The organism is Bacillus sp. VA13 (assembly GCF_055710085.1).
In genome coordinates this window covers 488,173-511,748 of record NZ_JBVQPP010000003.1, presented here as the reverse complement: position 1 = coordinate 511,748, position 23,576 = coordinate 488,173, and the positions used below count along the sequence as shown (strand labels likewise).

At 44.8% G+C, this 23,576-nt stretch carries 25 protein-coding genes and 1 pseudogene; 14 read left to right on the top strand and 12 right to left on the bottom strand.

The window, feature by feature from the left end; translation table 11 throughout:
* Position 1: 1 nt before the first annotated feature.
* From AC0C66_RS14580 to yhaL, 3 genes are all read left to right on the top strand, one after another.
* Positions 2-2,899, top strand: a complete 2,898-nt coding sequence (locus AC0C66_RS14580; protein WP_072182747.1) for an ATP-binding protein — start codon at positions 2-4, stop codon at positions 2,897-2,899.
* A gap of 73 nt (positions 2,900-2,972) precedes the next feature.
* Positions 2,973-3,917: a 3'-5' exoribonuclease YhaM gene (gene yhaM, locus AC0C66_RS14575; protein WP_061188283.1), complete on the top strand. Its 945-nt coding sequence runs from the start codon at positions 2,973-2,975 to the stop codon at positions 3,915-3,917.
* 126 nt (positions 3,918-4,043) lie between these two features.
* Positions 4,044-4,256, top strand: coding sequence for a sporulation protein YhaL (gene yhaL, locus AC0C66_RS14570; protein ID WP_061188284.1), 213 nt, complete (start codon positions 4,044-4,046; stop codon positions 4,254-4,256).
* Between the two features lie 40 nt (positions 4,257-4,296).
* Here yhaL and prsA read toward each other — a convergent pair whose 3' ends face one another.
* The gene (gene prsA / locus AC0C66_RS14565; protein ID WP_061188285.1) at positions 4,297-5,154 is read right to left on the bottom strand and encodes a peptidylprolyl isomerase PrsA; all 858 of its coding nucleotides are present in this window, start codon (positions 5,152-5,154) and stop codon (positions 4,297-4,299) included.
* A 159-nt stretch (positions 5,155-5,313) separates the two neighbouring features.
* On the opposite strand from prsA, the gene yhzE1 reads away from it, so the two are divergent.
* Positions 5,314-5,400, top strand: a complete 87-nt coding sequence (gene yhzE1, locus AC0C66_RS14560; protein WP_003327753.1) for a sporulation protein YhzE1 — start codon at positions 5,314-5,316, stop codon at positions 5,398-5,400.
* 124 nt (positions 5,401-5,524) lie between these two features.
* On the top strand, positions 5,525-5,611 hold the full coding sequence (gene yhzE2 / locus AC0C66_RS14555) for a sporulation protein YhzE2 (protein WP_003155248.1): 87 nt from the start codon (positions 5,525-5,527) through the stop codon (positions 5,609-5,611).
* A gap of 52 nt (positions 5,612-5,663) precedes the next feature.
* On the opposite strand, the gene AC0C66_RS14550 is transcribed toward yhzE2, so the two are convergent.
* Positions 5,664-5,846 (bottom strand): hypothetical protein, encoded by a 183-nt coding sequence (locus AC0C66_RS14550; protein WP_024571667.1) that lies wholly within the window; start codon positions 5,844-5,846, stop codon positions 5,664-5,666.
* Between the two features lie 107 nt (positions 5,847-5,953).
* Entirely contained in the window at positions 5,954-6,472 is a 519-nt protein-coding gene (locus AC0C66_RS14545; RefSeq protein ID WP_019713826.1) for a DUF3267 domain-containing protein, read from the bottom strand.
* A gap of 207 nt (positions 6,473-6,679) precedes the next feature.
* Between AC0C66_RS14545 and AC0C66_RS14540 the strand changes: the two genes are divergently transcribed.
* Positions 6,680-7,021: a YhaI family protein gene (locus AC0C66_RS14540; protein WP_472973610.1), complete on the top strand. Its 342-nt coding sequence runs from the start codon at positions 6,680-6,682 to the stop codon at positions 7,019-7,021.
* Here the strand turns inward: AC0C66_RS14540 and AC0C66_RS14535 are convergent.
* Entirely contained in the window at positions 7,018-7,629 is a 612-nt protein-coding gene (locus AC0C66_RS14535) for an HTH-type transcriptional regulator Hpr (RefSeq protein ID WP_014113235.1), read from the bottom strand. The two genes, AC0C66_RS14540 and AC0C66_RS14535, sit on opposite strands and share 4 nt — an antisense overlap.
* Positions 7,630-7,806: 177 nt before the next feature.
* Positions 7,807-8,163: a YtxH domain-containing protein gene (locus AC0C66_RS14530; protein ID WP_003224279.1), complete on the bottom strand. Its 357-nt coding sequence runs from the start codon at positions 8,161-8,163 to the stop codon at positions 7,807-7,809.
* 129 nt (positions 8,164-8,292) lie between these two features.
* Between AC0C66_RS14530 and AC0C66_RS14525 the strand changes: the two genes are divergently transcribed.
* Positions 8,293-8,484, top strand: a complete 192-nt coding sequence (locus AC0C66_RS14525; RefSeq protein ID WP_003239499.1) for a membrane protein YhzF — start codon at positions 8,293-8,295, stop codon at positions 8,482-8,484.
* 74 nt (positions 8,485-8,558) lie between these two features.
* Here the strand turns inward: AC0C66_RS14525 and trpP are convergent, their stop codons facing one another.
* The 3 genes from trpP to AC0C66_RS14510 form a co-directional block, all read right to left on the bottom strand.
* A complete protein-coding gene (trpP, locus tag AC0C66_RS14520; RefSeq protein WP_090558587.1) occupies positions 8,559-9,077 on the bottom strand; it encodes a tryptophan transporter TrpP in 519 nt (172 codons plus the stop codon).
* A gap of 123 nt (positions 9,078-9,200) precedes the next feature.
* Positions 9,201-10,280 carry a 3-phosphoserine/phosphohydroxythreonine transaminase gene (gene serC, locus AC0C66_RS14515; RefSeq protein ID WP_472973609.1) on the bottom strand — a complete coding sequence of 360 codons (1,080 nt, stop codon included), beginning with the start codon at positions 10,278-10,280 and terminating at the stop codon, positions 9,201-9,203.
* A gap of 146 nt (positions 10,281-10,426) precedes the next feature.
* Positions 10,427-10,864: an HIT family protein gene (locus AC0C66_RS14510; RefSeq protein ID WP_003233231.1), complete on the bottom strand. Its 438-nt coding sequence runs from the start codon at positions 10,862-10,864 to the stop codon at positions 10,427-10,429.
* Positions 10,865-11,350: 486 nt separating this feature from the next.
* Between AC0C66_RS14510 and ecsA the strand changes: the two genes are divergently transcribed.
* From ecsA to AC0C66_RS14495, 3 genes are read left to right on the top strand one after another with little or no spacing between them, the layout of a single operon-like run.
* Entirely contained in the window at positions 11,351-12,094 is a 744-nt protein-coding gene (ecsA, locus tag AC0C66_RS14505; protein WP_003233230.1) for an ABC transporter ATP-binding protein EcsA, read from the top strand.
* On the top strand, positions 12,087-13,313 hold the full coding sequence (gene ecsB, locus AC0C66_RS14500; protein ID WP_017695369.1) for an ABC transporter permease EcsB: 1,227 nt from the start codon (positions 12,087-12,089) through the stop codon (positions 13,311-13,313). The genes ecsA and ecsB overlap by 8 nt, the downstream gene beginning before the upstream one ends.
* 19 nt (positions 13,314-13,332) lie before the next feature.
* Positions 13,333-14,043 (top strand): EcsC family protein, encoded by a 711-nt coding sequence (locus AC0C66_RS14495; protein ID WP_472973608.1) that lies wholly within the window; start codon positions 13,333-13,335, stop codon positions 14,041-14,043.
* A gap of 17 nt (positions 14,044-14,060) precedes the next feature.
* On the opposite strand, the gene sndC is transcribed toward AC0C66_RS14495, so the two are convergent.
* The 4 genes and pseudogenes from sndC to hmoB all read right to left on the bottom strand — a co-directional run bounded on the left by sndC (position 14,061) and on the right by hmoB (position 17,572).
* A complete protein-coding gene (gene sndC, locus AC0C66_RS14490) occupies positions 14,061-15,251 on the bottom strand; it encodes an N-acetyl amino acid acetylase SndC (protein WP_072182340.1) in 1,191 nt (396 codons plus the stop codon).
* A 73-nt stretch (positions 15,252-15,324) separates the two neighbouring features.
* Positions 15,325-16,716: a hypothetical protein gene (locus tag AC0C66_RS14485; protein WP_072182339.1), complete on the bottom strand. Its 1,392-nt coding sequence runs from the start codon at positions 16,714-16,716 to the stop codon at positions 15,325-15,327.
* Positions 16,717-16,835: 119 nt separating this feature from the next.
* Positions 16,836-17,023 (bottom strand): annotated as a pseudogene (locus AC0C66_RS14480) (hypothetical protein); the annotation flags it as partial.
* 48 nt (positions 17,024-17,071) lie between these two features.
* A complete protein-coding gene (gene hmoB / locus AC0C66_RS14475; RefSeq protein WP_014113243.1) occupies positions 17,072-17,572 on the bottom strand; it encodes a heme-degrading oxygenase HmoB in 501 nt (166 codons plus the stop codon).
* A gap of 121 nt (positions 17,573-17,693) precedes the next feature.
* Between hmoB and AC0C66_RS14470 the strand changes: the two genes are divergently transcribed.
* From AC0C66_RS14470 to hemY, 4 genes are all read left to right on the top strand, one after another.
* Positions 17,694-19,838 (top strand): transglycosylase domain-containing protein, encoded by a 2,145-nt coding sequence (locus AC0C66_RS14470; RefSeq protein ID WP_072182338.1) that lies wholly within the window; start codon positions 17,694-17,696, stop codon positions 19,836-19,838.
* A 121-nt stretch (positions 19,839-19,959) separates the two neighbouring features.
* Positions 19,960-21,021, top strand: a complete 1,062-nt coding sequence (hemE, locus tag AC0C66_RS14465; RefSeq protein WP_072182337.1) for a uroporphyrinogen decarboxylase — start codon at positions 19,960-19,962, stop codon at positions 21,019-21,021.
* Between the two features lie 71 nt (positions 21,022-21,092).
* Positions 21,093-22,025, top strand: coding sequence for a ferrochelatase (gene hemH, locus AC0C66_RS14460; protein WP_072182336.1), 933 nt, complete (start codon positions 21,093-21,095; stop codon positions 22,023-22,025).
* A gap of 14 nt (positions 22,026-22,039) precedes the next feature.
* Positions 22,040-23,452, top strand: a complete 1,413-nt coding sequence (hemY, locus tag AC0C66_RS14455; protein WP_072182335.1) for a protoporphyrinogen oxidase — start codon at positions 22,040-22,042, stop codon at positions 23,450-23,452.
* The last annotated feature ends 124 nt before the right edge of the window (positions 23,453-23,576 follow it).

Genomic DNA, 23,576 nt, shown 5'->3' with positions numbered 1-23,576 from the left:
GGTGAAAGCTTTGCGAATTACATCTTTACATATCTACCAATACGGGAAATTTTCCAATCAGACCTTTCACTTTTCCGCCTCGCCTGTCCAATTAATCTACGGATTAAATGAGGCAGGGAAAACGACGATAATGTCATTTATTGAAAGCATGCTGTTTGGTTTTCCAAAAACGAAAAAATATGAACCGAAAACAGGCGGTGTCTATGGCGGTGTTCTTGAAGCTGAACATCCTGAGTATGGGGCTGTGAAAATTGAACGGACGAAGGGGACTGCCGAAAAGCTGAGAGTGTACACAGAAAAAGGCGAAGTGAAGCAAGAAGATTTTTTAAAGCAGCTGTTCCAGGGCACAGACAGGGCGCTGTACAAAGCCATTTATTCGTTTGACGTATTCGGGCTGCAGGAAATTCACGCCTTTAATCGGGACATGATAGGGGAATTTTTGCTGTTTTCCAGCTTGTTTGGCGCTGAAGCCGTATCTAAGCTTGATTCACAGCTGACAAAGGAAGGCGAAAGGCTCTATAAACCAAACGGGCGAAACCCTCAATTGAATCAGGAGCTGGAAACGCTTAAGCAGCTGGGAGCGAAGCTAAAACAGGCTGAAGCAGAGGAAGCGGGCTATCATCAGATTCTTGAGGATAAAAGAACGCTCGAAGCCCGTCTTGCAGCCGCAGAAACCGAATTGAAAGAGGCGGCAGGCCATATCCGAACGATTGAGGGAGCGATTGAGCTGAAGCCGCTGCTAAATGAAAAAGCGGCGCTGGAACAGGCGATGGCACAATATCCGGAACAGGCGGGACAATTTCCGGCTGACGGACTGCATCAGCTGGAAAAATATGAATCTCACCTTCACCCGAAATCCGCACAGCTGGAGGCGCTTCGGGTGAAGATGGCGGAGCTGGACAAACAGATGCAAAAGCTTAATCCGGATAAAGACATTTTGGCGAAAGAAACGCTGATACAAGAGCTTTCGGCAGCGTTTCATATGTACCAATCCTATGGAGAACAGCTCGCCGCCATTCAGGCACAGCTGCGCCAGTCATCTGCACAGGCTGCGGCAGGACTGGAACAGCTCAATAAAACGGATGAAAATGAGCTCCTGAATATGAACTCGTCATATGACTATGAATGGCAGCTTCAGCAGGCGGTGCAGCAATACGTACAGGCAAGAGACAGAAAACGGCAGCTTGATGAGACGTTTGAACTTGCCCGGCAAGAGTTGGAAGACGCAGAAAAGGCCGTTCATGCCGCTTCGTCCGCTATCCTTGAAAACAACGAAAGAAAAGATAAAGAAGCGGCTCTTAAAGCATATGATGAAGCACAGGGGCAGCATCAGGAGCAAGCGAAGCTGAGAGAGCAGCTGAGGTTTTTTGAAAGGCAGCAGGCTAAACAGAAAAAGGTTGTCATTGCAGCTGGTATGTTGTTCATCGTTCTCTTTCTGTTGCTGCAGCAATGGATTCCCGCCATAAGTATCGGCGCTGCCCTTCTTGTATATTGGCTTGTGTCTGGGAAAAAAACACCGTCTTCCGGAAACAGCCGGGAGATGAGACAGCCAATGACAAACATTTCACCGGCAGAAGCCGAAGCGCTTAGAGAAGCGTTATGGGAGGATGACCGCAATAAACAGCATCTCATCACCCAGCGGGCAGTGCTCCAGCAAAAAGAGGCGGCGTATGAAAGAGTCATCCAGCAGTTTGAACAGTGGGAAGCCGATATGGCCCCGTCCTTTTCACAGGTCGAGCGTTTTATGAAGGAGCTCGGATTCAAGGAAGATCCGTCTTTTTTGCTTGATGCATACAGCTTAATGAAGGATGTCAAAAAAGAAGTGAAGAAAAAGCATGAGCTGACAATTGAAGCAGGCAGGCTGAAAAAGCACCGACGCACATTCGAAGAACGCGTCAGCATGCTTCATCCTGCGAATGAGAGTCAGAACACCTCCATCTCGGACGCCCTTCACACATTGCGGAAAAACGTTGAACGTGAAAAAGAAATCGCGAAGCAAAAAAAGGCTATTGAAACAGATATTTATTATACAAAGGAGCAGCTGCTGGAGCTGGAGCAAGAAATACAGTATTTTGAAGCACAGATCGAACAGCTATTTGCCGCGGCGGCTGCAAAAGACAGAAATGAGTTTTGCGCCATAGCTGACATCAGCAGGCAATTGAAGGATACGGAGAACAAGCTTCATCACGTAAACGCACAGCTTCAAGGCGGACACCCAGAGGAGCTTGAACTGGCGGATTCCAATACGCTTTCTGAATTGAAAAACAAGCAAGTAGTTGAAAATGAAAGAAAAGAGCGGCTGACTGAGGAGATTCAACACCTTCGCAGCCAAATCGCATTGCTCTTCGTCAAACAGGAACAATTAGAGGCTTCGGGATTGGTCTCAGATCTCAAGCTTCAAACGGAAATGCAAAAAGAGCGTGTAAAAGAAATCGCTAAAAAATGGGCCTCGATCCAAATGATCAAACAGGTGATCCGAAACAAATTGGAACGGCATAAAAAAGTCGAGCTCCCACGCCTTCTGGAGACGGCCGGAGAATTTTTCCGCCCGCTGACCGACGGAAGCTACAAGACGATTTATTTTTCTGAAACAGATGATTCTATTATGGTCATGCGTTGTGATGGAACTGTCTATCACGCGGAAGAGCTATCACAGGGAACATGTGAGCAGCTGTATACAGCGATCCGGTTTGCCCTGGCCGTTACGCGTCAGGATGGGTCAAGGCTTCCGTTTCAGCTTGACGACAGCTTTGTTCATTTTGATCAGGAAAGGCTCAAACGAGTATTAGACGTTCTTTATAATTTATCCGAAGACGGAAGGCAGATTTTATATTTTACATGCCATGACCATGTGAAAGATGCATTTCAAAGCAGCCAAATCATTCATTTGGTGTCATAAAAGAGGTTCTATAGCTGTAAAACGGTATGTGATATACTGGTATTATGTAAGATACGGAGGGAGCTTTAATAGAATGGCTAAAGGGATTATGCTACATGAGGTTGGCGAACAGGTGGACCAATATCTATTGATTAAATCCTCGACGAAAGGGATTGCCAGCAATGGAAAACCGTTTTTAACGCTGATGCTGCAAGACCAGTCAGGTGATATTGAGGCGAAGCTGTGGGATGCCAAGCAAAGCGATGAAGTGACCTATGCGCCGCAGACGATTGTGAAGGTCGTGGGGGATGTTCACCATTACCGCGGGCGCAATCAGCTGAAGCTGAGAAATATCAGACCGGTGAGCGAGCATGAAAACGTCAATATTGATGATTTTTTAGAAACCGCGCCGATTCCGAAAAATGAAATGATGGATACCATCACTCAATATATATTTGAAATGAAAAATCCGAATATCCAGCGGATCACAAGGTTTTTAGTCAAAAAACACGAAACTGAATTTATGGATTATCCGGCGGCTACGAAAAACCACCATGAGTTTGTCTCAGGTTTAGCGTATCATGTTGTGTCTATGCTGAATCTGGCGAAATCCATTGCAGATTTATATCCGTCTCTTGACCGCGATCTGCTTTATGCTGGCGTTATCCTGCATGATCTTGGAAAAGTAAAAGAGCTGTCTGGCCCTGTTTCCACTTCGTATACGGTCGAAGGCAATTTGCTCGGCCATATTTCGATTATGGTCACAGAGCTGTCAAAAGCGGCTGAGGAGCTTCAAATCGATTCTGAAGAGGTGTTAATTCTTCAGCACTTGATTTTGAGTCACCACGGCAAAGCAGAATGGGGCAGCCCGAAACCGCCGATGGTGAAAGAAGCGGAAATTTTACACTATATAGACAACCTGGATGCAAAAATGAATATGATGGACAGAGCGCTTGAGCGCGTGAAGCCGGGTGAATACACTGAACGTGTATTTGCACTGGAAAACCGTTCCTTTTATAAACCGACTTTTCATAAATAATCGTAAAAGGACTGATGCTGAAACATTCAGGTCAGTCCTTTTTTATGCGCTTTTGCCGCTCATAACTCGTCTCATTCCGGCATATGGTTAAGAATAAAGAATCTATGCAAAAAGGGGGAGGAGCCCGTGTTATTTTTTCCATGGTGGGTGTATCTTTGTATTGTAGGTATCATTTTCAGTGCATATAAACTTGTGGCGGCAGCCAAGGAGGAAGAAAAAGTAGACCAGTCCTTTATTGAAAAAGAAGGGCAGATTTATATAGAGAGGATGGAAAAGGAGAGAGAACGCCGAAGTTCTCAACAGCATGATGAAGAAAATCCAAACCATTCCATCGCATAAAAAAAGCTGTGCAGCTCAATGAGCCTGCACAGCTTTTTTATTATTTAGAACTGCTGCTTGTTGAAGACGTGTTAAATGTGTCTTTCAGGTCTTTATCCTTCACTTCAACGTCAGCTTTCTTCATGACTTTTTGAACAGCTTCCTGAACGGCTGTGCTGTCATTTAGTTTTTGTTCAAGCACTTCAGATTTCAGATCTTTTTTCATATCTTCGTATTTACCGCGTTCTTCTGTCTTTTTGATGATATGGTAGCCGTATTGTGTTTTGACAGGATCACTGACTTCACCTGTTTTTAATTTGAATGCAGCTTTGCTGAACGTTTCGTCCATTTGGCCTTCTTTTGCGAACCAGCCAAGGTCCCCGCCTTGTGAAGCAGAGCTGTCTGTAGAGTATTCTTTCGCAAGGTCTTCAAATTTCTCGCCTTTTTTCAGCTTTTTCTCTACTTCTTCAGCTGTCTTTTTATCAGCGACAAGGATGTGGCTTGCATGGATTTTGTCTTTTAAGCCTTCCCAGTACTCTTTAGTATCAGCATCTGTTACTTTGATGTTATCTTTAGCTGCCTTTTGCGTGAGCAATTCATATTTTACTTGTTCTTTAAGGTAATCCTTGCCATATTGCTCTTCGAGAGCAGTATATTGATCGCCAAGCTGTGTTTTGTATTCTTTTAGTTTGTTGTCAATTTCTTTATCTGTCACTTTATATTTCTTGTCTAATACTTTTTCTTGCACCAGCTGTGTCAGGACGCTTGCACCAGCTGTTTTCTTCATGTTTGTGTAAAGCTCGCCTTTTGTTACATCGCCTGCGTCTGTTTTTGCGATGACTTCTTTGTCGCCGCTGCTGCAAGCACTGAGAGCGAGGATGCTTGTAGCAGTGATAGCTGCTATTGCGATTTTCTTCATTGTTTTCAAACACTCCTAATCATTCCAAATTAAATTACCTATGCGTATCATAACATATTGTGGCTTTCTGTAAAAAGATTTTAAATAAAGGGCATTCGTCTAGTCAAACTTTTGCTGATGGCATACTTATATATTGATCAAGAAAAGGAGGTATGTAACATGAGCGGAGGATACTCTAACGGATTCGCACTGCTTGTAGTACTGTTCATTTTGCTTATCATCGTAGGTGCAGCTTACATCTACTAAGCAGCCCGGGGATCGCTTGCAAGATAAGCGATCCTTTATTTTCACTAGCGCCTAATCGTTTCAAACATGAATTGCATAAGATGTAATTGGTAAATAAAGCTTTTTACAGGAGGTGCTTTTTAAGATGGGTGAAGTATTTGCAGGCGGATTCGCTTTATTGGTTGTGTTATTTATTTTATTGATTATCATCGGCGCTTCTTGGCTGTACTAATCAAAATAAAAAAGCATAGCTGCTGAATCAGCAGCTATGCTTTCTTTCGTATTTACACTGTAAAGGAGATCTCCACAAACGAAGAGATCAGTAAAATTAATATAGATACGTTAATAAATCGGAATACCTTATCTTGCCGCTCTTCAGGAATCTCTCTGACAAGGCATAATGTATTGGTGAGCCTGTTTATGAAATATAAAATAAACACGGCAGCCACGATAAAATAGAATAAAATGATGGGAGATTCCCCCTCTCTCTGAACTGTCCCATATTACATTACCAAATATTTATTAAAAAAGATAGAATGCAAATTGAAAAATCGCCACTAGCGCCAAGGATTGGCTACTTTTCAACAAGAATATCCAAGCCGTCTGCTTCCTGATCAATGAAAGCGGCTTTCGGCGCTTTTATCAGCTTGAGAGCCAGCAAGAAGTCAGGCAGACAGTAGCCGGCATGAATGCCCGAAATCATGCAGAAATAATGGGCGTGATTCGGAAAAGCCAGCGCGGCGTAAAACAGTACAGGCGTAATCAGCAAGAACGGGCTTACGAGTGAAATCAGCATTGTTGTTTTTGGTATTCGTTTCCATGTACGCATGCGTAGTATATAAAACTTTTTTTCTATTTTTCTTTTTTTGCAGATGATTGGCAGGACATGGATGACTTTATGTACAAATAGAATAACGACGAGCAAACCGCCGAACAAAGGTACATATTCATCGCTTAAGCTTGTGCCAGGCCGCAGCAGCTCAAATGCTAAAAAGGTAGATATAAAAACCAAAATCATAAAACATACAGCAGTTAATATTATGCGAACGGCACCATAATCCTTCATGAGATTTATGGTCTTCCAGCAATTCATCAAAGTCATCCTTCCATACATCTTGAATAGAATCTCAAAATAATTTACTCCTCCCAAGAGAAAAAATCAATGCTTTTTTAAGAAAAAATATCATCCGGCAGGTATTTTTTTGAAACAAGCAAACAAACTGCGAAATATGGGGTTAGAACTTTCTTCTCAGTGAATTATCAGCTAAAATAAGATTAAAGATAGAAAGAAGTGGTGTGGATGGATTCGATGGATCATCGCATTAAGCGATTAGAATATTACATACAATTATTAGTGAAAACAGTAGATATGGACAGGTACCCCTTCTATGCGCTTCTCATTGATAAAGGGCTGAGCAGGGAAGAGGGGGAAGAGGTTATGAGGATATGCGATGAATTGTCGGGAGAGCTGGCAGCACAAAAAGCGCAAGGATTTGTAACCTTCGATAAGCTCCTTGCGCTTTTTGCCGGACAGCTGAATGAAAAGTTAGATGTTCATGAAACGATTTTTGCCCTGTATGAGCAGGGGCTTTATCAAGAGCTGATGGAAGTCTTTATTGATATCATGAAGCACTTTGATTAACTGTTTACAGGTTCGAGCTCTTCTGCCGGTTCATCCGCCGCACTGTCCTTTGCTTTTTTCTTCAGTTTTCCGTTTGCGCTTTCAAAGTCATTGTCAATATTGGTGAGTGACGTTTCGAAAATTTCCATAAAATCATCGCCGTAGATATGGCGTATCATACACATCATTTCAGCCACTTCAGGGAATTTTCCGAATAAATGATACAGAGGCTGTGACCCTTTAAAAACCGCGTTGCGTGTCGGATCAAATTCCTCAAGCAAGCTCCAGAATACCTCAGTGCCTTCCTCAGTCAATTGGACGTATGTGTTCCGTTTATCATTCAGCCGTTTGGAGAATCTTAAATATCCTCGTTCTTCCAGCTTTTTTGAAAAGTTGAATGCGGTTGATACGTGCATGACCCCGAATTTCGCGATTTCAGAAATGGAAGCTCCATTCAATTGATACGCAATCCATAAAATATGATGCTCATTAATATTCAGGTCATACGGTTTGAGCCATTGCTGCCAATCCTTCTCGATCGATTTCCAAAGAGCCTTGCTAAGCTGAGCCATTTTCTGGGTGAAGACCAGAGCCTCTTTCACATCATAGGGCGGTTCCACTCGATTCATTACGTCACCTGCTTCTCTTTTTCTTTTTCTCTATTATGCCAATAAAATAAAGATTAATAAAGATGAAAATGTAAGAATTTTTTAATAAATTCACAATCCATTGCGGTGAGAGGCTTTTTCGGCAAAAAAAAATGCGGGTCTAATTTTGGCCCGCATTTTTTTCTTTAGAATAGGATATTAGTTTTGTAAGGTTTTCTCCAGCTGTCTGATTTTCTCTTCAATATCAGCGATTTCTTTTTGCAGATCCTGCTGGTGAGGCTTGATCTCTTCCTGCCATTTTTTAATGGACGTTTGGAGCTCGCCGCTCACGTCTTTAATGACATCTGTACTTTCTTTTGCCGCTTTGATCAGCTGGTCTTTTAATGCAAGCCCGTCTGATTTTAAGCGTTTGATCGTTTCTTCGAAAGAATCATAATTGGTTTTCATTTTTTCACGCAGCTGCTTTCCTGAGGAAGGTGCAGAAAGAAGAACTGCTGCTCCTCCGATGATGCCGCCTACGAATAGTCCTGTTAATAGAGAACGTCCGTCCGCCATTACAATCACCCCGTCTTTTTCTTGAAAATAGGATTCATTCAGCATTTTTCATTTTTGTTGAAAGCCTGAACTTCTATACATAGCTTGCTTTATTTTAGCATATTTTTTAAGTGAAAAGGAGGGAGAAGGTTGTCTGTCTTTATGATTGTGTTATCCTGCATCACCCTTGCCTTCGCTTCAGGCGCTGTTTACTATATCAGACTTCTCAGCCAGGCTGCTTCTTATCCGCCCAAAAAGGTCATCCGGCAGAAAGCGCTTGTTTGTTCAACCGGAACCGCCTTTACACTATGTCTTATCTTTTTCACAAAACTCTTCGCTTAAAACATGCTGACATGCTGCGGGCTCTCTGTCCGGAAAAAACCTCTCCCGGAAGCGGAAGAGGTTTTGTGTGACAATTATTTAGCAGCTTCCATAAAGCTCGATCGTCTTAAAATGGTTTGGACAATTGGATAAATAATGATCATTGCAATTGTATTCAGCACAGTTGCCGGCAGAACAACTGCTGCGAACAGTGCGGCAAAACCGCCGGGCAAACCGACGATCAATAAAGCTGACGATAAAAATACAATTCCCGATAAGATGGTCCCGATTGCTGTCAGCACAGCGGCTGCACCTGTTTTCTGGTTCTTTCTGAACAAGAGGAACAGGATGAAGAACAGAAACGCGGACACGGGTTTATCGATGATGTTAGGAATCTGTCCGGCTGGAAATGCGGTTGTAAGCGCGGAGATGATTCCGGTCACAATCCCGATGACGAGTACGTTTTGCACCCGCGGGAACAGAAGGATGCCCATGAACATCATGATCAGCATCATATCTGGTTTCATGCCGCCTAAAAAGGGCGGAATAATGGAATGAAGCGCTGCGCCGATTGCGGCAAACAGAGCCATAATGACTAACTCTTTTGTTTTCATCTCTATGCTCTCCTCTGCTAAGCTTTTTGCCCTCCAATAATATGCTCGTCATTTATTGCGAAGGCTTAAAGAATATGATATGCAAACAGTATACCAAACGGATCGTTTGCATAGCCAGACTTTTTACTCATTTTCTTGCTGGAATTTCTTCATGAACGCAGCTAATTTTTCACAGTCTTCGAGAGACACCGCGTTATAAATAGAAGCGCGGCAGCCTCCTACTGAACGGTGTCCGCCAAGCCCGACCATTTTCGCTTCTTTTGCTTCCTGAACGAATGTTTTCGTTAATTCGTCATCACGAAGCGTGAAGGTAACGTTCATACGTGAGCGGCTGTCCTTTCTGACATGCCCTTTATAGAATCCGTTGCTTTCATCAATACAGCTGTAAAGCACTTGTGCTTTTTGCTCATTGCGCTGTTCAGCAGCTTCCACACCGCCGTTTTCCTTCAGCCATTCCAGAACAAGGCTCAGCATATAAATCGCAAATGTCGGCGGAGTGTTGTAGAGTGAGTCCGCTTTGACATGCGTTGAATATTTCAGGATTTTTGGAACGTTCGCATTTTCATTCTGCAGCCAAGTTTTTTTCATGATGACAACTGTCACGCCGGAAGGGCCGAGGTTCTTTTGAGCGCCTCCGTAGATCACGTCAAACTTGGACACATCAATTTTTCTGCTTAAAATATCGCTGGACATGTCAGCGACGAGTGGAATAGGGGAATTCGGGAATTCCTGCCACTGTGTGCCGAAAATCGTATTGTTGGACGTGATATGTAAATACGCGCTGTCTTTTACATCCGTAAGGTCAATCTCCGGAATGTAGCTGTAATGATCTCCTTCACTTGTAGCTGTTACAGAGGTGTTCCCGAACAGCTTTGCTTCAGCGAGGGCTTTTTCGGACCAAGCCCCAGTCATCACAAAATGCGCGGTTTTTTCAGGTGTTAAAAAGTTCATTGGAAGCATTGAGAATTGAAGGCTTGCCCCGCCTTGAAGAAACAAAATATCGTAATCTTCCGGGATGCCCATCAGTTCAATTAAAAGGCTTTTCGCTTTTTGGTGCACCGCTTCATACTCTTTGCTGCGGTGGGAAAGCTCCATAACAGACATGCCGGATTCGTTAAAATCAATAAATTCTTTCTGTGCTTTTTCCAGAACTTCCAGTGGCAGCGCTGCAGGACCTGCGTTAAAATTCGTTGTACGTTCCATTATGATCTCTCCCTGTTTTCCACGTTAATGTATAAAATAATACAATTATCCTATCACAAAAATTCAGTTTTTTGATAAAAAATTAGAATTATCAAAAGAAATTGACGGGTGTTTGCGGAATGTTCACAAAATAAAATAACCTCATCTTATGATGAGGCCAGGCGTTTTGCGATAGAGGAAGAGATGTTCTGCAGATCCTCCGGTTTATAATCATCAGCATGCGTTTTCCAAACCGCTCCGAATCCATCTCCTTTTCCGTAGCGAGGGATAATATGCATATGGTAGTGGAACACAGATTGTCCAGCTTTTTCGCCGTTATTGTTCAGCGTATTTAAGCCGATCGGTTCAAATTCATCCCGGATAGCGCGGGCGATTTTCGGAACCGCATGGAAATATTGTTTTGCTAATTCATCTGTAAATTCATATACATTCTCAATATGTGTTTTCGGAATGACAAGCGTATGGCCTTTTGTCACTTGGCTGATATCAAGAAAGGCAAGTACATGTTCATCTTCATACACCTTCGCGGATGGAATGTCGCCGGCAATAATTTTACAAAAGATACAATTCTCTGCACAATGCATGAGGGTTCCTCCTTATGAAATTGTTTAGTATGTATACACTCATCGTACCACAGAAATGCAGAAAATAGAAAACAGGATGAACGGCGAGCGTTCACCCTGAATGCAGAGGAAGAGCTTATATGAAGAAAATGTGTTATGCCTTTGGTAAGCACCTCATTTGTCAATAAAATGAAGACTTGTTTAATGCCTAACGATTCCTGCGATAAACACCTCATTTGACAATTTGCTTCATACATGAAGAATTCATCAATTCAGTGAAGAGAAATGGTTTGAGCATTGGACATGTTTATTTTCTATCCAACTGTTTCTAAGACGTCTTTGACAAACACCTCATTTTTCAGTTGATATGCTTTTCCTCTACAACTATTATGATGTCCAGAACCTGTCTCTTTATGACAGCAAATTCATCATTTGTTAAAAGGGAATTGTTTCAAATCAGGCCTTGTTTTTGGTACTATGAAGAAAAACACTATAAGGGGAGAAACTATGTCTCTGCTATCGGTAAAAGACTTGACCGGCGGATATACAAGGAATCCGGTTTTAAAAAACGTATCATTCACCCTTGAACCGAATCAAATTGTCGGCTTAATCGGGCTGAATGGTGCTGGTAAAAGTACAACAATCAGACACATCATCGGGCTGATGGACCCGCATAAAGGTTCAATCGAATTAAACGGTAAAACGTTTGCTGAGGATCCGGAAGGCTACCGTTCACAATTTACCTATATACCTGAAACACCTGTTTTATACGAAGAATTGACGCTGATGGAGCATCTTGAACTAACAGCCATGGCATATGGACTGTCAAAAGAAACGATGGAGAAAAGGCTGCCTCCGCTTTTAAAGGAATTCCGAATGGAAAAGAGGCTGAAGTGGTTCCCGGCCCATTTTTCTAAAGGAATGAAGCAGAAGGTTATGATTATGTGCGCATTTTTGGCAGAGCCTGCGCTCTACATTATTGATGAGCCTTTTCTAGGGCTTGATCCGCTTGCCATTAACGCGCTGCTTGAGCGGATGAATGAAGCGAAAAAGGGCGGGGCGAGCGTGCTGATGTCAACGCACATTTTGGCAACGGCAGAACGCTATTGCGATTCGTTTATTATTTTACATAACGGCGAGGTGCGGGCGCGCGGCACGCTGTCAGAGCTCAGAGAGCAGTTTGGAATGAAGGACGCGGCGCTGGACGATTTGTATCTTGAGCTTACAAAGGAAGACGCTGGCCATGAATAATATGCTTGATATTTGGCAGTCGCGGCTGCAGGAGCATATCAAAGAAACAAGAACATACATGAAATATATGCTCAATGATCACCTCGTCATTGTTTTGATTTTTTTTCTAGCGGGCGCTGCAAGCTGGTACAGCAAATGGATACGGGACATTCCCGCTCACTTTCCGTCCTTTTGGGTGATGGCCGTGCTGTTTTCGCTCGTGTTGACAAGCTCTTATGTGCGAACGCTTTTGAAGGAGGCTGACCTTGTTTTCTTATTGCCTCTTGAAGCAAAAATGGAGCCTTACTTGAAGCAGGCGTTTGTCTACAGCTATGTGTCTCAGCTGTTTCCGCTTATTGCGCTGAGCATCGTTGCGATGCCGCTTTATTTCGCAGTCACACCGGGGGCTTCGCTCGTATCGTATGCCGCGGTCTTTGTCCAACTGTTGCTGCTGAAAGCGTGGAATCAGGTAATGGAATGGCGCACGACTTTCCAAAACGACCGCAGCATGAAACGGATGGACGTCATCATTCGCTTTGCGGCGAATACACTCGTTCTTTATTTTGTTTTCCAATCTGTTTATATGTATGCGCTTCTCGTCTATGTCATTATGGCTGTTCTTTATCTGTATATGTCTTCCGCAGCAAAACGGAAAACATTTAAATGGGAGAGCCATATTGAGTCCGAATTGAGACGAAAGCAGCGTTTCTATCGGATTGCCAACCTGTTTACTGATGTGCCGCATTTGCGAAAGCAAGCCAAACGCAGAGCTTATCTCGACTTTTTGCTGCGGCTTGTGCCGTTTGAACAGCGCAAAACATTTGCCTATATGTTCACCCGCGCCTTTTTGCGTTCGAGTGATTATTTGGGCATTCTTGTCAGATTAACGATCGTTTTCGCGCTGATCATTATGTATGTCTCAGCTAGCCCGCTGATTGCAGCGGTTTTGACTGTGTTTGCCATTTTCATTACGGGCATTCAGCTTCTGCCGCTCTTCGGCCACTTTGACCATCTGGCGCTTCAAGAGCTGTACCCTGTGAAAAAAGAAACAAAGCTGAAAAGCTATTTCTCTCTATTAAAAACTGCACTTAGTATTCAAGCGCTGCTGATGTCTGTTGCATCTGCCTATGCAGCCGGCTTGACCGGTTTTCTGTACGCGCTGATCGGTTCTGCCGTTCTGATTTTTGTTGTTTTGCCTGCTTATATGACAACCAGGCTGAAAAAGCACGGAAAGCTGTGAACTGAAAAGAGGTAATCAAATGACAGATAATCAGCTGCTGATGCAGGAAGCTTTGGAATGGAAAATGCATTTTTTGCGAAAGGATTCCATGTTTGAACGCTTTTCGAAGCGTGTCCAGACGAAGGTGAATGAACGGATTCCTGAAAAAATCCATACGGTCGTCACCGAGAGTGTAAGAAAAATGGTAGAAGCGACAATGGCCGGCTCCAATATCATCACTTATAAAAAGGATACAAGTGCACTGTCGCTCAGTGAAAAAAACGAATTGGCGAAAAAAACGATTGTTTCTTATCAGAAAGTGGCAGTTGCTGAGGGAGTCGGCACCGGAGCGGGCGGCATTTTTTTAGGTATTGCAGATTTCCCGCTGCTGCTTTCGATTAAAATGAAGTGTTTATTTACCTTATCCTCCATTTATGGCTTTGATGTGAAGGATGCACAAGAAAGAATGTTCTTGCTGCTTGTGTTTCAGCTTGCGTTTTCGAGTGATGACTGCCGCAAAGCGCTTTTTTCTGTCATCGACAATTGGGAGACGGAGAAAAAGAGCATCGATTGGAGAGTGTTCCAGCAGGAATATCGCGATTATATCGACGTCGTGAAGCTTTTGCAGCTTTTACCCGGAGTAGGAGCAGCTGTCGGCGGAATTGCCAATTATAAGCTGCTTGCTCAGCTTGGAGAGACGGCAAGACACGTTTTTCACCTGAGAATATCAAAGGAAACAGCCGGAGAATAAACACTCCGGCTGTTTTTTTATAGCTTATGATAGGTAATCGCGGCGCCCGCAAGGACCTTGGCCGCAGTCAGCATCGCTTTTTCATTGATATCAAATTTCGGATGGTGGTGGGAATAGACGCGCTCTGGCTGTTCAGGAGCGGCACCTGTAAAGAAAAAGGTGCCTTTGACGTTTTGTAAGTAATAAGCAAAATCCTCGCCGCCCATTTGCGGTTCACCGTCAATGACCTGCTGAACGCCCTCTGTGTTCTTTGCGATGCTGACCAAGTGGCTCGTTTCTGCAGGATGGTTTACAACCGCCGGATAGCCCCGTTCATAGTTGTACTCATAGGATGCACCGTGCATGCTGCACACTCCTTTTACAACCCCTTCAATTTCTTTCTCCAGAATAGTACGGACATTTTCGTCAAAAGAACGCGCTGTACCGATGAGTGTCGCTTGGTCTGCGATGACATTAAACGGGTTGTCGGCGATGAACGAGCCGGTCGAAATGACGGCGGATTGAATCGGGTTGACTTTGCGGCTGACAATGTGCTGCAAGGAGGAAACGATTTGCGAGCCGATCAGGACGGCGTCTTTTGTATCATGCGGGTGAGCGCCGTGGCCGCCCTTCCCGAGGATTTTTATCGTGAATCGGTCCGCCGCCGCCATCACGGCGCCGGGGCGGCAGAGAATGGTTCCGAGCGGCTCAGTCGCCCAAAGATGCGTGCCGAATATCACATCCGCGTTTTCGAGACAGCCGTCATCGATCATTGGCTTTGCGCCTCCCGGATAATATTCTTCCGCATGCTGGTGGATCATCACAAATGTTCCCTTCAGCTCATGTCTGTTTTGGTGAAGGACCTTCGCCACTGCGAGAAGAGCTGCCGTATGGCCGTCATGGCCGCATGCGTGCATGACACCTGGCGCTTTGGAGGCGTAAGGAACATCTTTTTCATCTTGAATGGGAAGGGCGTCAAAGTCGGCCCGCAAAGCGACGGTGGGGCCTGGTTCGCTTCCTTCTATATATGCTAAAACCCCTCTGCCACCGACATTCGTGCGGATCGGGACTCCTAACGATTCATAATAGGAAGCAATAAATGCAGCGGTTTTTTCTTCTTGAAACGAGAGCTCAGGATACATATGAAAATGGCGTCTGATCTCGACCATTTCTTCAAAACAGCTGTCGAGCTGTTTGTTTATCTCTTTCTGCAGTATGGATATGGACAAAGCCGCTTCCCCCTTTTTCTATGCTTTTCCATGATTGTATAGAAAAAGTCTGAATATTTCAACTCGTCGAATTTCAAAGCAATATCATGGCTGCGATGGTTGTCACTGAAAGGCCAATTGCAACGGGAATGAAGTTTTTTCTGGCAAGCTCAAAAGGATCAACTTTGCAAATGGCCGCCGCGGGAATCAGCGCCCATGGGACCAGTGTTCCGCCGCCCACCCAGATGGCAGATATTTGGCCGAGCGCGGTCAGAACGGCGGGATCAGTATGAAGTGCGGACGAAAAGAGCTTGGCGATAGAGCCTGCGAGAGAAATGCCTGAAAACCCTGATCCGTCGAGGCCGGTTATGGCTCCGGCGGCAGTTAAAGCAGCAGCGGCAAGCTCCTTTGACATGGGCATCATGTGGGATAAAGCAATGCCGAGATCATTGACAATTCCGTGGGAGCCTTTAGGGAGTGAAGTGCCTAGTATGTTTTTATAGCCTGAGTCACCAAGATAAAAGAAAGCGGCAATCGGGATGACGGGGCCGAAAACCTTAAAGCCGAACTGGAATCCATCAATAAAATAACCGGTGATTTTTTCAAGCCCTTTTTGCTTATACACGAGAAAATGAACGATCAGGAGGATGCAGATGGCAGACCCGCCAATTAAAGCGGTCGCATCATTTCCCTGTAGGTTAAACAAGAGCATGCAGGCAATATCCGCAAGAAAGACAAGCGGAATTATAAAAGCCAGTATGGACCGCAGGCGTTTTGGCAAGTACAGCGAGGTGTCTTGTTCGCCAGAACGTACAGGGGAAAAAGAAGCTGGACCCAGCTGTTTTTTGCGTTCGCGCTGAATCATGATAAATGCAGCAGTTGTTGTGGTCACGCCCATAATCAGCACAAGGGGAATACTCGCTGAGATGACATCACCGACTGGAATGCCTGCTGCATCCGCTGTCAGCTTTGGTGCCGCCTGAATGACAAAGTCTCCTGACAAAGCAAAACCGTGTCCGAATAAGTTCATGGCCATGGCTGCGGCAATAGGCGGCAAACCGGCGCGGGCGGCTGCTGGGAGCAGGATGGCACCGATCAAAGCGACACCTGGAGAAGGCCAGAAGAAGAGAGAAATGGCGAACATCAGGCCGCCAATCAGCCAGTAGGCAGTCACAGGACCTTTCACAAGGCTTGCAAAGGGAGAAATCATCGCTTCATTTATCCCTGTTTTTGTTAACAAATCACTCATCGAAACGATAAAACAAATGATGAAAATCGTGGGCAGCAGTTCGCCGGCCGCGTAGATAAAGCTGTGGAATAAACTGCTGACAGAGGCTGAAAGTGAATGGCTGGCCCATAGCGATATGATAAAAATGCCGAATAACGAAATAAAGGTCGTATCTTTCCGCAGCAGCATAAATAGGATAATCGCCCCAATAAAAAATACATACAGAACATGGACAGACAAAATCCCGACTTCCATCATTGATCACTCCTTCCGCTTCCTACAGATTATTCATAGGCGGGCGGAAGGTGCCGGGACGGAAGGCTGGGTTATGATGGAAGATAGACATTGATCTGTTTTAGCTGCTCGATCAAATGATGCTATAAGACTCTATTCGCTTTTTGCTGATGTTCCGGGTAGCATTCAGGTGAAAAAATGATGCCCCATCGGCAAGCCAGTTTTTTCTGTAACCGATGATGCTTTCCGAGGGCTTTAAAAATGAACTATCCGCGCGCTGCATCTCGTAATCATCATATCCGAAGTGGAAACCGTAGCACGGGCACAATTTTTCACTTTGCTTTCCGTCCAATAAATAAGCTGCCGGACACGCCGGCAACTATTCGACAGCGGAATATGTGGTGACATACGAAGGCCGGGAGAAGATTGACGTTGTATCAATTCCGGCAGACGTGCCGCGTTTTTTGTGGGCTTCTTTGTATGAATCGGACTGCTGCCAATCTTGAAAGGCTCTTTCCGTTTCCCACAAGGTGAGAATGACATAGGTGTCACTGTCAAGCGGACGGAGCACACGAATCGCTTCAAAACCGGGCTCGCTTTCGACTTTTCCCGCTCTGTTTTTAAATTTGTTTTCAAACAGCGGACGTCCTTCCTGAGTGACGGCAATATTGTTCAATACTGCAAAACCGGGATGCTTCATCTCTCCGGCTTGGTCAATCACTTCATAAGCGTGGGGTGCCTGGAAAACCGTATCTCCGCTTGTTTCGTGGATCAAAATCGCGTTTTCCTGCCCCTGCATCAAAAGTATATTTTCCGAGGGATGCTTCTTTACGATCGTTTTTAAAAAATCGGCTGTCCCATATGTAATATAAACCTTCATATCAGCCACCTCCTGCTTGCTAGTATATCAAAACAATGGTATAAGTTTCTATTGGCGAGTGCTTCGAACATAATTCCAAACAATTTTTCCCATACTACCTTTAGAAAGGCGAGGTGAGTTCATGTTTAAGATAAAGAAAAAGAAACTATTTATACCCATCATTATTTTAGTGTTAACTGCTTTTCTCGCTTTAATAGGATATATTTCAATTATTTTTCTCGGACATTATGTCATTGATGAAAAGAAGCTCATTCTTCATGCATCTTCAAAAATTGTGGATCAAAACGGAGATGAAGTTGCAAGCCTGTATACAGAAAATCGTGAGCCTGTCTCGATCAATGAGATTCCGAAGCAGGTCAGAGAAGCGTTTATCGCTGTTGAGGATAAAAGGTTCTATGAGCATCACGGTATTGATGCAAAATCTGTCGGAAGGGCAGTATATCGCGATATATTAGCAGGCGGAAAGGTGGAAGGCGGAAGCACGATCACCCAGCAGCTTGCCAAAAATATTTTTCTGACACATGATAAAACGTTTTTAAGAAAAACAAAAGAAGTGATCATTGCGATCAATCTTGAACGGGATTACAGCAAGGACAAGCTGCTGGAAATGTATTTGAACCAGCTTTACTTCGGACATGGAGTCTACGGCATACAAGCGGCGTCCCACTATTATTTTAATAAAGAAGTAAAAGATTTAACTGTATCCGAAGGTGCGGTTTTGGCCGCTATTCCGAAGGCGCCTTCTACGTATTCTCCGGTTTTGCATCCAGATAAAAGTAAGGAGCGGCGTGATACGATTCTTGGCATGATGAATGACCAAGGCTACATCAGTGCGAAAGAGGCTGTCAGCGCGCAGGGGAGGACGCTTGGGCTGAACGTGAAGAAGCAGTCGGAAACACCATGGTTTGACAGCTATATTGATCTTGTGATTGAAGAGGCGGAGGACAAGTACTCGATTTCCGGAGAGCAGCTCCTTCAAGGCGGATATACGATCAAGGTGCCTCTCGATTCAAAGCTGCAAAAGACGGCTTATCAGGTGATGAAGCAGGGAAGCTATTATCCCGGAACAGATCAGAATGCCGAAGGAAGCGCGGTCTTTATCAATAACAAGACAGGCGGTGTGGAAGCGGCGATCGGCGGAAGAGATTACACAGCTAAAGGGTACAACCGTGTCACAGCTGCCCGCCAGCCGGGTTCCACATTTAAGCCGCTTGCAGTATACGGACCGGCGATGCAGGAAAAGAAATTTAGGCCCTACTCTCTATTGAAGGATGAGCTACAATCCTACGGAGATTATACGCCGAAAAACTATGACAGCCAGTATGAGGGCGAAGTGACCATGTCTGACGCCATTACGTACAGCAAAAACGCGCCGGCTGTCTGGACGCTGAATGAAATAGGCGTCGAAACAGGAAAGTCTTATTTGAAAGCAAACGGCATTGATATCCCTGATGAAGGGCTTGCTCTCGCTCTAGGCGGCTTGGAAAAAGGCGTTTCGCCGCTCCAGCTTGCCGGCGCATTTCATACGTTTGCCGCGAATGGAACGTATACTGAACCGTACTTTATTTCCAGCATAAAGGATGAAGACGGAGAAACAATAGCCGATCATAAAGAAGAAGGAAAGCGGGTATTCAGCAAGCAAACGTCCTGGAATATGACCAGAATGCTGCAGCAGGTGGTCAAAAACGGAACGGCAACGTCCGGCACTTATCACGGCGACCTGGCGGGAAAAACCGGTTCTACTTCTTATACTGGCGTCTCCGGAGCGACTAAGGACGCCTGGTTTGCAGGCTATACGCCGAAAATAACCGGGGCTGTCTGGATGGGCTATGACAAAACGGATCAAAGCCATTACTTAAAAGGCGGCAGCGCGTATTCGACGAGACTGTTTAAGGATATTTTGACACAGGCTGGAGAAACCGGTTCTGTGTTTACGAAGCCTAAAAACGTCAAAGAACTGGAAAGCCCAATTAAGCTGGAGCCGGTCAAAACACTGAAAGCAGATTACACATTTAAAGCTGCGGGGCTTTTTACCATTGAATTAAAATGGGACGCTCAAGAGGATGATCGGGCCGTATACAGAATTTATGTAAATAAGGACGGCAAGGAGACGCTTCTTGATTCAGTTGAAGGAAAGGGAAGCTATGAAATCCCTTATGCCAACTTGTTTTCGGGCGCTTCTTATAAAATTGTGCCTTATAATACACAGACAAAGAGAGAAGGGGAAGGAACCGATTACGTTCAGCCTAAATTGTTTTCCTCTTAATGGAATTCGGCGATTTTTTGAACTTTGAGCCTCACTTCTATACCATTTGCCTAAAACAAGGTATAGTGTAATAAGTCAAGAAATACGAACGTATGGTTGCAGTATGAAAGGTGGAAATCAGATGAGTAAACGAGAAACGTTTAACGAGACGTTTTTAAAAGCGGCACGGGGAGAAAAAGCGGATCACACGCCTGTATGGTATATGAGACAAGCAGGGCGATCACAGCCGGAATACCGTAAGCTGAAGGAAAAGTACGGATTGTTTGACATTACACATCAGCCGGAACTTTGTGCGTATGTCACAAGACTGCCGGTTGAGCAATACGGAGTCGATGCTGCAATCCTTTATAAAGATATCATGACTCCGCTGCCGTCAATCGGTGTGGATGTTGAAATCAAAAACGGGATCGGGCCTGTGATTGATCAGCCGATCCGGTCTCTGGCGGACATTGAAAAACTCGGTCAGATTGATCCGGAACAGGACGTGCCGTACGTGCTTGAGACGATTAAACTGCTTGTCAATGAGCAGCTCAACGTCCCGCTCATCGGTTTCTCAGGGGCGCCTTTTACGCTGGCCAGTTATATGATCGAAGGCGGTCCGTCGAAAAACTACAATAAAACAAAAGCCTTCATGTACAGCATGCCGGATGCATGGAACCTGCTGATGTCCAAGCTTGCCGACATGATCATTGTGTACGTGAAAGCGCAAATTAAGGCAGGCGCAAAAGCGATTCAAATTTTTGATTCGTGGGTCGGCGCGCTGAATCAAGCAGATTACAGAACATACATCAAACCCGTGATGAACCGGATCTTTTCAGAGCTTGCGGAGGAGAATGTGCCGCTGATCATGTTTGGTGTAGGTGCAAGCCATCTGGCAGGTGATTGGCATGACCTGCCCCTCGATGTTGTCGGGCTCGATTGGAGACTCAGCATTGATGAAGCCAGATCAAAAGGCATCACTAAAACAGTGCAGGGCAACCTGGACCCGTCCATTTTGCTTGCGCCATGGGAAATCATTGAGAAGAAAACGACGGAAATACTTGATCAGGGCATGAAATCGGACAGCTTCATTTTTAACCTTGGACACGGGGTATTTCCTGACGTCAGTCCTGAGGTTTTGAAAAAACTGACAGCATTTGTCCATAAATATTCACAAAACAAAAAAATGGGTCAATATTCCTAAGCATATCTTTTGGTATCTGGATGATATCCTGTCAAAATGTTTGTATCAGATCATTAAAGAGGGTGTAAACAGTGAGTAGAAAGAAAATGGGGCTTCTCGTTATGGCGTACGGCACGCCTTATAAAGAAGAAGATATCGAACGTTATTATACACATATCAGAAGAGGCAGAAAGCCTGAACCTGAAATGCTTCAAGATTTGAAAGACAGATACGAAGCAATTGGCGGCATTTCACCGCTTGCCAAAATCACAGAAGAGCAAGCGCACAAGCTTGAACAGCACTTAAATGAGATTCAGGACGAGATTACGTTTAAAGCGTATATCGGACTGAAGCATATCGAGCCATTTATTGAAGATGCTGTAGCAGAGATGCATAAGGACGGCATTACAGAAGCGGTCAGCATCGTGCTGGCACCGCATTTCTCCACGTTCAGCGTGCAGTCCTACAACAAACGTGCCAAAGAAGAGGCTGAAAAACTTGGCGGCTTAACGATTACGTCTGTTGAAAGCTGGTACGATGAACCGAAATTCGTGAAATACTGGGTTGACCGAGTGAAGGAAACATATGCGTCAATGCCTGAAGATGATAGAGATAACGCGATGCTCATTGTATCTGCACACAGTCTGCCGGAAAAAATCAAAGAATTTGGAGACCCGTACCCGGACCAGCTTCATGAATCGGCGAAATTGATTGCTGAAGGCGCAGGCGTTTCCGAATATGCTGTCGGCTGGCAAAGCGAAGGGAACACGCCTGATCCTTGGCTCGGGCCTGATGTCCAGGATTTAACGCGTGATTTATTCGAACAAAAAGGTTATCAGGCATTCGTATATGTCCCTGTCGGATTTGTAGCAGATCATTTAGAAGTGCTTTATGATAATGATTATGAATGCAAAGTGGTTACAGACGATATCGATGCAAGCTACTACCGCCCGGAAATGCCGAATGCAAAGCCGGAATTTATTGATGCATTAGCAACAGTTGTATTAAAAAAATTAGGACGTTAAAGAAGGCGATGAACATGAGTGACGGCAAAAAACATGTAGTCATCATCGGCGGCGGCATTACCGGTTTAGCCGCCGCCTTCTATATGGAAAAAGAAATCATAGAAAAAAATCTGCCCCTTGAGCTGACGCTTGTTGAGGCAAGTCCGAGAGTCGGCGGGAAAATTCAAACTGTCAAGAAAGACGGCTATATCATCGAAAGAGGGCCTGACTCATTTTTGGAACGGAAGACAAGCGCTCCGCAGCTTGTCAAAGATGTCGGCCTTGAACATTTGCTTGTCAACAATGCAACAGGACAATCCTATGTGCTTGTAAACCGCACCCTGCATCCAATGCCGAAGGGCGCCGTGATGGGGATACCGACAAAAATTGCGCCGTTCGTTTCAACTGGTCTGTTTTCTGTGTCTGGGAAGGCAAGGGCTGCTATGGATTTCATCCTGCCTGCAAGCAAGTCAAAAGACGACCAGTCATTGGGAGAATTTTTCCGCAGACGTGTCGGAGATGAAGTGGTTGAGAATTTAATCGAGCCGCTTCTATCAGGCATCTACGCTGGTGACATTGACAAGCTCAGTCTAATGTCGACTTTTCCGCAATTTTACCAGACGGAACAAAAGCACAGAAGCTTAATTCTCGGCATGAAAAAAACAAGGCCTCAAGGCTCCGGCCAGCAGCTCACAGCTAAAAAGCAAGGGCAGTTCCAGACCCTTTCAACGGGTTTGCAGACTCTTGTCGAAGAGATTGAAAAGCAATTAAAGCTGACGAAGGTATACAAAGGGACAAAAGTGACCAAGATCAGCCGCGGCGGCACTGGCTACTCGCTCGAACTGGATAACGGCGTCATACTTGATGCTGAATCAGTGATTGTGACTGCTCCGCATAAAGCGGCTGCAGGAATGCTTTCTGAGCTTCCTGCCATTTCTCATTTGAAAAATATGCACTCCACATCCGTGGCAAATGTCGCCTTGGGCTTCCCTGAAGGCGCCGTCCAAATGGAGCATGAGGGAACGGGCTTTGTTATCTCAAGAAACAGTGATTTCGCGATCACAGCCTGTACGTGGACAAACAAAAAATGGCCGCACGCAGCGCCTGAAGGCAAAACGCTGCTTCGGGCATATGTCGGAAAAGCCGGAGACGAATCAATTGTCGATCTCTCAGATAACGACATTATCAACATTGTGTTAGAAGACTTAAAGAAAGTCATGAACATAAACGGGGAGCCGGAAATGACATGTGTCACCCGCTGGCATGAAAGCATGCCGCAGTACCATGTCGGCCATAAGCAGCGCATCAAAGAACTGCGCGAAGCACTGGCCTCCGCATATCCGGGTGTCTACGTGACAGGCGCTTCTTTTGAAGGTGTTGGAATTCCCGACTGCATCGATCAAGGAAAAGCTGCCGTGTCTGACGCGCTTACCTATTTATTCAGTTAAAAACCTCCGCTCTGGCGGAGGTTTTTTTGTTGTGCAATGGCAATATTGTGTAAAGAAAATGATTGAATTGATCAGCAGGTTATGATACATTTGCATATGTACTTAATGACTAAAATGTTCAAAT

What these genes read in the sequence shown, in the direction of transcription:
- yhaM (WP_061188283.1), top strand. Translation starts at nt 2,973, where the DNA reads ATGGCTAAAGGGATTATGCTACATGAGGTTGGCGAACAGGTGGACCAA.
- prsA (WP_061188285.1), bottom strand. Translation starts at nt 5,154, where the DNA reads ATGAAGAAAATCGCAATAGCAGCTATCACTGCTACAAGCATCCTCGCT.
- yhzE1 (WP_003327753.1), top strand. Translation starts at nt 5,314, where the DNA reads ATGAGCGGAGGATACTCTAACGGATTCGCACTGCTTGTAGTACTGTTC.
- yhzE2 (WP_003155248.1), top strand. Translation starts at nt 5,525, where the DNA reads ATGGGTGAAGTATTTGCAGGCGGATTCGCTTTATTGGTTGTGTTATTT.
- AC0C66_RS14545 (WP_019713826.1), bottom strand. Translation starts at nt 6,472, where the DNA reads ATGAATTGCTGGAAGACCATAAATCTCATGAAGGATTATGGTGCCGTT.
- AC0C66_RS14540 (WP_472973610.1), top strand. Translation starts at nt 6,680, where the DNA reads ATGGATTCGATGGATCATCGCATTAAGCGATTAGAATATTACATACAA.
- AC0C66_RS14535 (WP_014113235.1), bottom strand. Translation starts at nt 7,629, where the DNA reads ATGAATCGAGTGGAACCGCCCTATGATGTGAAAGAGGCTCTGGTCTTC.
- AC0C66_RS14530 (WP_003224279.1), bottom strand. Translation starts at nt 8,163, where the DNA reads ATGGCGGACGGACGTTCTCTATTAACAGGACTATTCGTAGGCGGCATC.
- trpP (WP_090558587.1), bottom strand. Translation starts at nt 9,077, where the DNA reads ATGAAAACAAAAGAGTTAGTCATTATGGCTCTGTTTGCCGCAATCGGC.
- serC (WP_472973609.1), bottom strand. Translation starts at nt 10,280, where the DNA reads ATGGAACGTACAACGAATTTTAACGCAGGTCCTGCAGCGCTGCCACTG.
- AC0C66_RS14510 (WP_003233231.1), bottom strand. Translation starts at nt 10,864, where the DNA reads ATGCATTGTGCAGAGAATTGTATCTTTTGTAAAATTATTGCCGGCGAC.
- ecsA (WP_003233230.1), top strand. Translation starts at nt 11,351, where the DNA reads ATGTCTCTGCTATCGGTAAAAGACTTGACCGGCGGATATACAAGGAAT.
- ecsB (WP_017695369.1), top strand. Translation starts at nt 12,087, where the DNA reads ATGAATAATATGCTTGATATTTGGCAGTCGCGGCTGCAGGAGCATATC.
- AC0C66_RS14495 (WP_472973608.1), top strand. Translation starts at nt 13,333, where the DNA reads ATGACAGATAATCAGCTGCTGATGCAGGAAGCTTTGGAATGGAAAATG.
- AC0C66_RS14485 (WP_072182339.1), bottom strand. Translation starts at nt 16,716, where the DNA reads ATGATGGAAGTCGGGATTTTGTCTGTCCATGTTCTGTATGTATTTTTT.
- hmoB (WP_014113243.1), bottom strand. Translation starts at nt 17,572, where the DNA reads ATGAAGGTTTATATTACATATGGGACAGCCGATTTTTTAAAAACGATC.
- AC0C66_RS14470 (WP_072182338.1), top strand. Translation starts at nt 17,694, where the DNA reads ATGTTTAAGATAAAGAAAAAGAAACTATTTATACCCATCATTATTTTA.
- hemE (WP_072182337.1), top strand. Translation starts at nt 19,960, where the DNA reads ATGAGTAAACGAGAAACGTTTAACGAGACGTTTTTAAAAGCGGCACGG.
- hemY (WP_072182335.1), top strand. Translation starts at nt 22,040, where the DNA reads ATGAGTGACGGCAAAAAACATGTAGTCATCATCGGCGGCGGCATTACC.